This window comes from Bradyrhizobium sp. (assembly GCF_019244115.1).
Classification (GTDB): Bacteria; Pseudomonadota; Alphaproteobacteria; order Rhizobiales; family Xanthobacteraceae; genus Bradyrhizobium.
On sequence record NZ_JAFATE010000538.1, the window covers coordinates 1 to 10986 of the forward strand.

The 10986-nt window shown below is 65.2% G+C and carries 7 protein-coding genes and 1 pseudogene; 1 reads left to right on the forward strand and 7 read right to left on the reverse strand.

Translation table 11 applies throughout. The annotated features are described in order from the left end of the window. From JOZ76_RS23745 to JOZ76_RS23765, 5 genes are all read right to left on the reverse strand, one after another. The coding region (locus JOZ76_RS23745) for an SMP-30/gluconolactonase/LRE family protein (RefSeq protein ID WP_291702472.1) at positions 1-921 on the reverse strand (921 nt) is incomplete at its 3' end. Between the two features lie 149 nt (positions 922-1070). Continuing rightward, positions 1071-2540 (reverse strand): FAD-dependent oxidoreductase, encoded by a 1470-nt coding sequence (locus JOZ76_RS23750; protein WP_291702474.1) that lies wholly within the window; start codon positions 2538-2540, stop codon positions 1071-1073. Positions 2541-2766: 226 nt separating this feature from the next. Further along, positions 2767-3138 (reverse strand): avidin/streptavidin family protein, encoded by a 372-nt coding sequence (locus JOZ76_RS23755; protein WP_291702476.1) that lies wholly within the window; start codon positions 3136-3138, stop codon positions 2767-2769. 789 nt (positions 3139-3927) lie between these two features. Further along, positions 3928-5835, reverse strand: a complete 1908-nt coding sequence (locus tag JOZ76_RS23760) for an acyl-CoA synthetase (RefSeq protein WP_291702478.1) — start codon at positions 5833-5835, stop codon at positions 3928-3930. Between the two features lie 119 nt (positions 5836-5954). Next, positions 5955-6533 carry a DinB family protein gene (locus tag JOZ76_RS23765; RefSeq protein ID WP_291702480.1) on the reverse strand — a complete coding sequence of 193 codons (579 nt, stop codon included), beginning with the start codon at positions 6531-6533 and terminating at the stop codon, positions 5955-5957. A 128-nt stretch (positions 6534-6661) separates the two neighbouring features. Here JOZ76_RS23765 and JOZ76_RS23770 point away from each other — a divergent pair, with 128 nt between their 5' ends. Further along, complete coding sequence (locus JOZ76_RS23770) at positions 6662-8260, forward strand: FAD-binding oxidoreductase (protein WP_291702482.1); 1599 nt, start codon at positions 6662-6664, stop codon at positions 8258-8260. Positions 8261-8279: 19 nt separating this feature from the next. Here the strand turns inward: JOZ76_RS23770 and JOZ76_RS23775 are convergent, their stop codons facing one another. Together JOZ76_RS23775 and JOZ76_RS23780 are read right to left on the reverse strand one after the other, a co-directional pair. Next, entirely contained in the window at positions 8280-10070 is a 1791-nt protein-coding gene (locus JOZ76_RS23775; RefSeq protein WP_291702484.1) for a CYTH and CHAD domain-containing protein, read from the reverse strand. Positions 10071-10314: 244 nt separating this feature from the next. Next, positions 10315-10986: pseudogene (locus JOZ76_RS23780) on the reverse strand (L,D-transpeptidase family protein); the annotation flags it as partial.

A 10986-nucleotide genomic window follows, 5' to 3' on the forward strand; every position in this document is an offset into this window, starting at 1 on the left:
GCCGACATCGAACACGTGCATGTCGCCCTTGCCGCCCGGACCGGTGTCGCCCGGTCCCTTGCCGGTCGAGATCACGTAGAGTTTCTTGTAGTCCGGCGAGAAGCAAAGCCCGTTGGGATCCGGCACCAGCTCCTCGGTCACGACCATGTCGATCCGTCCGGAGGGATCGATCCGGTAGCAATTGGTCGGCAGTTCGCGCTTGCGCGCCACGAAGTCCGCGGGCTGTCCGATCCGCGGATTGAGCTTGCCGGCATCCGGCTCGCCTTCGTAGAGCTGGCCGCCATAGGGTGGATCGGTGAACCAGTAGCTGCCGTCGGGATGGGGCACGACGTCGTTGGGCGAATTGAGCTTCTTGCCATTGAAGGAATCCGCAAGCACGGTGGCGGTGCCGTCATGCTCATAGCGCGTGACGCGGCGGGTGAGATGCTCGCAGGAGAGCTGCCGGCCCTGGAAGTCGAAGGTGTTGCCATTGGAGTTGTTGGAGGGCGAACGGAACACGCTGACGCGGCTGTCATCTTCCAGATATCGCATCTGCCGGTTGTTGGGAATGTCGCTCCACACGAGATAGCGGCCCTGGGCGCTCCAGGCCGGCCCTTCGGCCCACAACAGGCCGGTGTACAGCCGCTTGATGGCAGTGTTGGGCTGGGCCAGGTCGTTGAAGGATGGATCGACCGCGATGATGTCGGGGTCCCAGAAATAGGTCGTGGGTGCGCCGCCCGGACCGAAATCGCGCGGCGGTGTGGTGATTGTCGTCGGCGGCCCGACCGGCGCTGGTGTTGGTGTTGGCGTTTGCGCCGATGTGCTGCCCATCCCGGCAATCGTGGCGCCGGCGGCAACCGCAAGTCCCTGCACGAGCGTGCGTCGTGACATCGCTCCCGCGGAACCATCGGCTTCAGGATTGCGCTGCTCTTGGTCGATCATCGCTTCCTCCATGGGATCGCTGGCCGGTTGATCCCGGCCAAGCAGAGGTGAGCTTATCCCCGCATGAGGCGTTCTGGTAGATGCCGAAAGCGCAAGCTGCCGACCTGCGAAGACGGCTTCGCGTCAGCATCTTCAGTCCGCTCCACCCGTCATCGACAGGCGCCAGCCCGGCGTGGGCGTCGGTCGCTGGCAAGGGGCGCGGGTGACGCATCCGTTCGACCGTCCAGCAGGCACATGAGCCGATCTCGCTCGATCCCATGCTCCGGCTGTAATGCATGCCGCTCGAACTCGGCCATCTTCGCGATCACATGCGGCCTGGCCATGACCTCCTGGGGCAACGCAACGCACAACACGGTCTCGAGCATTGCACGGTATACGTCGGGATCGTGGGACGCCGCCTTGATCAACCCGCCGATCGCCGGATTCGATGCCGGAGGCGTGGTGCCCTCGGACAGCGCATTCATCTCGGCGATTCGCACGCGATCGGCGGCGATCTGGTTGCGATAAAACGGGGTGACGTGGCGTTCGGTCTCCGCATCGTACGCCCGCGCGAACGCACCGGGATCGTTGATATGCGCCCGCGCGACGTGCCGCAGCAACTGCGCGTGCACGAGGCCGACACTCAGGCCTCGCCCGGCAGAGGGGTTGGTGCACGCCCATGCGTCGCCGACCGCCGCAAAGCCTGTCACGACCGGCTGCTCATCGACGACAAACCGCCGGTATCGGTCGAGAATTCCGGCCATCGGCAGAACGGGCGTGATGGGCTGGCCATCGAGCCAATGCGCCTGCATGGGGCAGGCGGCAACCACGCGATGAAAGGTAGCCGCGTCGCGCAATGCGCGCATCGCCTTGTTCTTGACCGAGGTATAGAGCGTGACCGACCAGGTGTCGTTGTCGCCATGGAGCGTCAGGATCGAGAACAGGCCCATGGGGACCAGGGCGCGGCCGATCCGCCGCGGCGGCTGCGGTCCCCGGAAATATCGCGTGTAGTAGACGAAGTTGGAATCTTCGGCCTCCTCGATCGCGCTGCGACCGCCGGCTGCGAGAATCCACTTGCAGGCCGTACTGCGCCGCCCCATCGCATCCACGACGAGATCGCCGCGGATCTCTTCCCCGGACATGGTTCGTACGCCGACCACATGGGGTACGCCGGCCATCGCGGATGCGCCAGTGATTAGGGCCTGGGCCCTGACCCCACGACGGATGGTCAGGTTCGGCTCGGCCGCTGCCATCGCCGCCACCGCCCATTCAACCACGGGCCTGCGGCCGGTCACGAACTTCAACACTTCATCACCGGCACGCGGCGATCTGTCATCGATGGTTGGAGGTAAGGAATATTCGTCCAGATAGTTGATCCAGACACAGCCTGCCCGCAGCAGGGCATCGGTCAGCCCCGGCAGTTCCTGATCGCAGACCATCCGAAACCGTGCGAAGAGATTATGCGGCTGGCGGAACTGGGCCACCCCGCGACGGTCCCAACAGTCCCAGCTCTCGTGCGGGTTGGCTGGCAGATCGGCATCGTCGGCCTCGAGCACCGTGATGTCGTGCCCGTCGCGGGCGAGCATCATCCCGACGCTCAGGCCGATGATGGCTCCGCCGCAAACGATGATTCTGCCCACCTTCCACCTCCTGATGCAGTTGGCAGCGAGATGTTCATCAACAATCTGTTGCTGCGCCCCCCGTGGGGAAGGACGCATGCATGCGCGGGCGTAAAGTTATTCGAAGAAGTCTGCTCCGGCCGTGAACAGGTTCACATGTTGCCATGCGACCAGCCGACGCGGAGCGGAGGGAACCGGTTTGACGTGCGGAGCCGACCCACGATCCTGGACGCGCTCCAATGTTGGGTCACTTCAACCGTTCGAAAGTATCGAGACTCGTCCCGAAGGCGCGCCACGCGCCGACTTGAGTTCGTCGCGCCGGCGCGCCTTCGCGCTCCGCGGTGAGCGCGGTGCCGGCCACGGTGTGCCACAGCGTCTCGATCTTGCCGTCCCTGAGAATGCCCGTGTAGCTCACCGCCGCCGGACCGAGCGATCCCTCGGCGGCGGCGCTGAAGCCGATGACATCGCCGCAGGCCGCGCCATAGATCGAAACGGTCTGGCCATGAAAACGGCTGTCCTCCAGCGCCGTCTGGAACGTACCGCTGATCCGCCCATAGGATTCGTCGGTGATTTCCAGGATCGAGCCATATTGATTTCGCCATATGCCGACCCATTGCATCGCAAAAGCTCCAATCGCTGCCGGATCGAACTTCAACGCGCGAAGTGGGCGTCGGTTCGTGCGCATCGATTTGCCCGTCGGGGCGGATCGGTTGGGGGCTCATGCCCGGTCCGCGCGGCAAACGCACGTGCGCGAAAAATCGAAATTCGTGAGCCAATTCAACGTTGACTCTCGTGTCCAGTCCTCTCGCGAAAAATAATCTGCTTCCGTTTTCCGGAAATATGTGGTCCTCTTCCGTTATCCCGCCTCGATTGCAGAGGGCGTTTTGGCCAATCGTCACCGAACGTGAGGCGGGGAGCGATGGACGTGTTGGTTTTGCCGGACGAGCGAGGCCAATGCGGACGATGAAGTCGTGTGGTCCTGACACCCCGACGCTGGTGTCAAGCTCGCGAGATGATCGCGAGCGACAGGGGCAAGAAAGCCCGGTTCCCTGGGGAGAGCACGAAGGAAGCCGTTAAAACCATCGCGCAGGGAATGCCGGATGATCTGGCTGATCCTGTGGTAACTGCCGCCTGCGTTTTTTGCTGCAGGCGGGCCATGGGTGAGGCCCTCACCCGGCATTCCCTGCGCCCTCTTCACTTGGCGGGACAACGTTCTTGCAAAGCTCGGGCAGATCATGCCGCGAGAACGCTGGGACTTGTCTTGGAGATGCCGGCCGCGTTCTCAGCTGTCATTGCGAGCGAAGCGAAGCAATCCAGACTTTAGCCGCGGCGGCAGTCTGGATTGCTTCGTCGCTTCGCGCCTCGCAATGACGGCGCGGGAGGCGGCGCCCGCCGACCTCACGACCCGCTACACCCACTTGACCTCATGCCGCATCACGAAGGGCGCGAGCAGCATGTCCACTTCATTGGCGAGCGCCTCGCGGGTCTCTTCGGGCACGCCCGCCAGCGTGACGGTCGCGATGCTGCCATGACTGCCATGCGGGCCGACCTTCACCTTGCAGTCGACGCCGCGCTCCATCAGCGGCGACAGTACACCGGAAAACACCCGCGTGGCGGCATCCCACCGCAGGCTTGGCTTGAACACTTTTCCGACGCCGGTGAGCGGCATCGGATCGATCGGGATGATCTGCACCGGCACCGCGGCGCGCTCCGGCGTGCGCTCGCGCACAAAATCTTCGAGCTCGCCCGGCTGCACGCTCGCCCCCGGCTTCAATTGCACATAGCCGACCGGCAGCTCGCCGGCATAGGCGTCGGGCTGGCCGACAACCGCGGCCAAGCCGACGGCCGGATGCTGGAACATGATGTCCTCGACCGGCGCGGGATCGATGTTGTGGCCGCCGCGGATCACGAGATCTTTTGCGCGGCCGGTGATCCAGAGAAAGCCGTCGTGGTCGAGCCGTCCGAGATCGCCGGAGTTGACCCAGTTGCCGTCGACGAACGCGCCCTTGTTGTGGGCCTCGTTGAGGTAACCGCCGAACACGCCGGGCCCCGCCATGATCACGACGCCGATCTCGTCCACCGCGCAGTCGCGCTCGAGATGGCCATCCGCGTCGAGCTTGACGATGCGGACGCGGCTGTAGGGCAGGGGCAGGCCGACCGAGCCGAGCCGGATCGGACGATCCGCATAGGCGATGGTGTGCACGCTCGACGTCTCGGTCATGCCGTAGACCTCGAAGACAGGCAGCTTGAGCTTGTCCTCGATTGCCTTGCCGACCGCGACCGGGATCGCCGAACCGCCGCCGGCGGCAAAGCGCAGGCTCGAAATGTCGGCCTGGCCGGGCGGGATCGCCAGCGTTGCAGCCAAGACCGTCGGCACGCTCGACAGCGCCTCCGGCTTGAAGCGCTCGACCAGGCTCCAGATGTTCTTGATGCTGCTCGGATTGCGCCATCCGCTCGGCGACAGCACCACCAGGCAGCCGCCGGCCGAGAGCGTAGCGAGCGTCTGGGTCAGCGAGCCGCCGACGTGAAACAGCGGCATGCCGAACAGCAGATTTTTTCCGGCCTGCGCCTTGAGCATGAGGTTGCAGCCCCAGGCCTGGTAGACCTGGTTGGTGTGGGTGTGGCGAACGAGTTTTGGGGTGCCGGTGGTGCCGCCGGTGTGGAAATAGGCCGCGACGTCGCTGCCAAAAATCTTGCGGCCGCTGATGAGATGATCGGACGGCTGCGCTTTGATGAGCTCGTTGAACGCGTGGATGCCGTTTGCCGGATCGCCTGTCCCATGGACCTGCACGATCGCCTTGAGATGTTTCAGATGCTTTCGCACCTGGTCGACTTTCTGCCAGATGTCGGTGTTGGGCATCGGGCCGAGGGTGACGAGAACGGAGGTTTGCGCAGCCTCCAAAATTTCGGCGATCTGGTGCGGTTCGAGCAGCGGGTTGACCGGATTGGCGATGCCGGCCGCCTCAGCTCCGAACAGTGTCACGAATGCATCGGGCAGCAGCGGCAGCAGGAAACTCACCACGTCGGTGCTGCGGACGCCGAGCGCATGGAACATGTTGGCAGCCTGTGTGACGCGCGCGACAAAATCGCGATGGCTAATGACGATGGGCGCGTCGGCGGGATCGGCATTGGGCAAGAATTTGATCGCGGGCGCGTCGGGATTGTGCGCGGCACCGAGTCTCAGGGCCTCATAGGTGCTCTCCGCGGCGATGCGATCGGCGTATGGAATTGCCTCGAACGTCATGACATCGGCGGCGCTGGCAAAGCTCGGATAGTCCTCGCCGATCAAACGGTCGAGCAGATGGATGCCCGGCATTCGAAAAATCCTCCCCGTGACGGTCTTCCCGGTGTTTTGATGTTTTTGCCGGGTTTAATCCCCTGCGTTTGTGCAAAGCCGCCGGATGGCGGCCAGCTTATCCATTATTTGGAAAGCGTCTATCGCCCCGTCGTGTCACCGCCCCACACGGTCTGTTCGGTCCAGCCGAGATTCTTGAACTCGGCCTCCCTGAGCGGCGCTTCCGCGGCTGCGAAGAACTCATCGAGCTGCGGTGGCGCGACGGCCGTTCCGGCGAGCATGGCATGCGCCTGGCCGCGGTGATGGATCTGGTGCTGAAACAGGTGCATGAGCAGGCGGTCACGCCGTTCGCTCTGCACCTCGGTCTCGCGATTGACCCGCACGATGCCATCGAGCGCGTCCGGCGTCAGCGCATCGCACAGCGCGATCAGCCGCCGGTCGACCGCGGCCTGCGCGGGCTTCAGTTCCACAAGCGAAGGGCAGGGGAGTTCGTTCTCCCAGGCTTTGGGGCCAAGCCATCCGCCCTCCAGCGCATCGACATAGAAGAGATCGATGACGTAGATGTGGTTCAATGTGAGCTGCAGGCTCGGGAAGAAGTTCGTTCGCTTCGCCGCAAAATCCCGCTGGCTCAGACCCTCGCAGGCGGTGAGCAGCCGATGGTTGGCCCAGGCGTTGTTATAGGCGAACGCACGAAACGTCTGAACGAGACCAGCGGGCATGATCGTCCCTCATCCGGATCATCAGCCCCAGCACTAGCACACAAATCGCGGTGCGCGTATGGTTTGCGACAAGGCGCGACAGCGCTTGCGGCGCCGTCGTTCACAACAACAAACGGCGAGGGACGCTCATGACCGGCGCGAGGCTGAAACACTATGGCTGGGGGCGCGAAGGCGAAGGCATGAGCGCGGAAGAACGCGACTTCCTGCTCGGCCGCTACCGCGCAAAATTTGCCCGCGACGATTTTGACAGCATCGCCGTTCCGCGCCTCGAAGAGATCTCCTTGCGCGCGCCGTGCATCATGCCGCCGGCCACGCTCGCGCCGTTCTGTACCACCGATCACTACGATCGCGCCGCGCATGCCTACGGCAAATCCTACCCCGATTATGTCAGGGCGATGCTCGGCGATTATGATTGCGCGCCCGACGTCGTCGCCTATCCGCGCAGCGAGGCGGAGATTTCCGCCGTGATGGACTGGGCGGGATCGGTCGGCGCTTCGCTGACGCCGTTCGGCGGCGGTTCGAGCGTCTGCGGCGGTGTCGAGCCGCAGGTCGACGGCGAGCGCTACAAGGCGGCGGTCACGCTGGATCTGCGCCATCTCTCCGGGGTGGTCGAAGTGGACGCGGCCTCGCGCGCCGCCTTGATCGAGGCCGGTACCTATGGTCCTGACCTGGAAGCCCAGCTCAGGCCGCATGGCCTGACCTTGCGGCATTTTCCGCAGAGCTTTGAATATTCGACGCTGGGCGGCTGGATCGCGACCCGCTCGGGCGGCCACTTCGCCAGCCTCTACACCCATATCGACGATTTCGTTGAAAGCCTGCGCGTCGTCACGCCCCGCGGCGTGATAGAGACGCGCCGGCTGCCCGGCTCGGGCGCGGGTCCGAGCCCGGATCGGATGTTCATCGGTTCGGAAGGCATTTTGGGCGTGATCTCGCGCGCCTGGATGCGGCTGCAGCCGCGTCCGACTTTCCGCGCCGGCGCCTCGGTGCGGTTTGCGACGTTCTTCGCCGCGGCGCGCGCGGTGCGCGCCATCGCGCAAGCCGGACTTTTTCCGTCGAACTGCCGCATCCTCGATCCGCACGAGGCCTATAACACCGGTGCCGGCGACGGAAGCTTTGCCGTGATGGTGCTGGCCTTCGAGTCCGGCGATCATCCGCTCGAACCGTGGATGGCGCGCGCGCTGCAATGCTGTACCGATCATGGCGGGACGGTCGAGCCCGCCGGGGCCGCCGATGCGCATCTGAAAGGCGCTGCCGGCATCTGGCGCAACGCCTTCATCCGCATGCCCTATGCGCGGGAGTTTCTCAATCCCGCAGCCATCGTGAACGACACGTTCGAGACCGCCATCACCTGGGATCGCTTCGAGAGCTTTCATGATGAGGTCAAGGCGGCGACGGAGCGCGCCATTTTCGAGGTGACCGGCGTGAAGGGCGAGGTCACCTGCCGCTTCACCCATGTCTACCCGGACGGCCCGGCTCCCTATTTCTCGTTCCACGCGCTCGGCCGTCATGGTGCCCTGCTCGAGCAGTGGCAGGCCATCAAGATCGCGGCGAGCGATGCGCTGATCTCAGCCGGCGGCACGATCACGCATCATCATGCGGTCGGTCGGGACCACCGGCCCTGGTACGATCGGCAGCGGCCAGATCTGTTCGCCGCAGCGCTGCGTGCCGCCAAGCGCGAGCTCGATCCGCACGGCCTGCTCAATCCGGGAGTGCTGATTGATCCGTAGGACGCAGCAGCCAGAGTTGCTACGGCGCCCGTTCTGCCTCCGCGTCGACCGACCAGGGCGGCTTCGTCTTCGCAAAGTCCGACCAGGCCTGTCGCAGCCGCGGCTCGCCGCCGATCATGGCGCGCGCCTGCCAGCCGGTGATCGCGGCGGCTGCGTGCCCGCCGTCCAGCGATGCCGTTCCAAGTCCTGCGAGCAGCTTTGCGGTCACCGCCATGTCGTTGTAGGCGCCAAGCTCCTCCTGAAACTCGGCCAGCTTGTCGGCGAACCGTTTTGCAGCTTTCCGCGGGCCGGACAAGGGCAGCAGGAACTCGGCGACGTAGCGCAGCTTCTTCACGGCGAGCCGCAAGCGGTGCCGCTGGTCGGGATCGAGCGACTTGAAATGGCGGCCGCGCTTGAGCACTTTTGCGTGCTGCGTCGACAGAAGCTGTCGCGCAAAATTGGCGGCGGGCCCGGCAAATTGTCCGAGGCGCGCGGGGGGAATGTCGCCGCGCCAGCCGCGGGTCTCGATCCAGGCGCCGAGGCCGAGAATGAACGAGGTCGCGCGGCGATCGGCCAGCACGAAGCGTACCTTGCGGTAGGCGTCGGTACGGCGTTGTTCCGCGACATCGCCCAAAGCATCGAAGCCGCCGATCGAGGGACAGGCGCTTGCGATTTCCGGCAGCGTATTCTTTCGGAAGATGTCCCAGTCGCGCGCGGCCGAGAGGCCCTGCGCCAGCCATTTGGCCTCCGACCGCAGGGTGTCGAGCCTGCTGAGCGGGCCGGCCGCTCGCATCAGGTCGAAGGCGGTACGCAACCGCCGCAGCGCAACGCGGAGCTGATGGATGCCTTCCGGATCGCGGCCGTCTTCCGCGGCCGGCAACGATTGCAGAAGATGGTGCAGGCAGGCGCGCAGGATAGTCGCGAAGGCATCGTCCAGGGCGACCGCTGGGTCGAGGTGGAGCTTGCCTGGCTTGCGCGCGGTGGGCGGCGTATCGGCCGCAAGATCATGGCCGCGCGCGGACTTGCTGCGGATCGAGGGCTTGACCGGTCCGTGCTCGCTGAGCCGAAGGGCCAGGTCGTAAATGGTGCTGGGGCTGCCGCCCTTGAGCTCCAGCTCGATTTCGCTCACCGGCTGCGACCAGGCGCCGGCCTTGAGCAAGCCGTGGTCGAAAGCGATCTCGATCGTGCCCGCGGGCATGTCGAGAACACGCTCGTGCCGGTGGATGTCAGCGGTGAAAACCGCTTCAAGTCCGTCATGCGCGATCTCGGGCCGAAGCTCTTCCGGGACGAACGGCATTGCGAGGGCCACATCTGGATCGGCAGACGGGACGCTCGCTTCCCACTCGCCACGCCGCAGCGGATCGCCGGCGGATTCGAGCTTTACGGTCTGCACGAAGCGGGCGCCGCTCTGGCGAACCCGCAAGCTCAGCCCGTTGCGCCTGAGGGTCCGCCTGGGCGTGTCGTAGTAGATGCTTTTCAGATGCTTGCGCGTGCCCTTGCTGCGCGCATGTGTCGCGATGACGCCTACGTCATTGAAATCCGCCAGGCGATCGGGATCGACGAGCAGCTTGAGCTCGATCTCGGTCGCGGGCGCTCTGGGACCGGGCCCGCCGACGTCCGCGGCGGCCGGCTCGGCTAGCGTCGACACGTCGCGAACGGCATCCGGCTCGACAGGAGCAGGCGCTGATGCAGGGGAGGCGCCCGGATTTTGCTCTGGTGCGGAAACGACCGAGCCTTGCGTACCATTCTTGCCCTGCTGGGCAGGCCCGCCATCGGGCTCAGCGGCGCCGACGTTGCCTCGGACCGTTGATATCACTGCAGTTTCCGACATTTTGTGATTGTGTGACGGTTCAATGACAATTCGCAACCATACCGCCGGTACGGTCCGAAAGGAAGCGTGGGCCGGATCAACTTGCACGACCGCGCAGCGCCCGGCTTGCTTTCGATCAAAGACGAGCCTGCCAAGTGGAACGAGCGCGAACGCAGCGAAAACCGCGGCGACGCGCACGTTCAGCCAGTTGATCGAACTTTGGAAGCTGGAACCGGGGTTTCGCCGCCGGAGGGCGGCCCCAAACTCACTTCATCGCCGAGAAGCGGCTCTCGAACGACGACGAGGAAACCATCGGCTGGGCGCCGGCCAGCAGGGTATCCTTCACGGGTGCCGCGTTCGGATCGGCGGCGGGTGCCTCGGAAATCGAGGATTTCAGGGGCGCGCGGGCAGTCGTTGCCGCGACCTGCTTGGGCTCGGCCGCGGCAGGCGCCTGCTTGGCCTCGGCCGGCTTGAACGCCTTTGGCAGCGGCTTGGCTTCGGCGACCTTGGGTTTTGCCGGAGCAGGCGCAGGTGCTGCGGACGCCGTGGTGTCGGCGCTGGCGATCCCGACCTTGCGGGCAAGGCTGACGAAGAAGCCTTCGGACTTCTCGCCCGATGGCGATGCGGAAGCGACCCGGGTCTGCGCGGGCGCGGCAACGGGCGCCGGCTGCGCGGCCGGAGCCGCGGCTACGACCGCAGCGGCATCATCAGGTGGACGCGGCGGGTTGACCGTGCCAGGAATCGTGCCGGGCATCGTCGAGAACGCGAGCGACAGGTTTTGGCCGTCGCCACCCTCCGACAGGCCGGTCGAGGCGCCAGGCACCTTCGAGGCGAACACCTGGTTCATGCCGCCATCGATGCCGGTGTTCAGCTTGGCGACCGGGGTGCCCTTGGCAACCAGCTTGCCATATTCGGCCTCGTCATCCTGCTGCTTCTG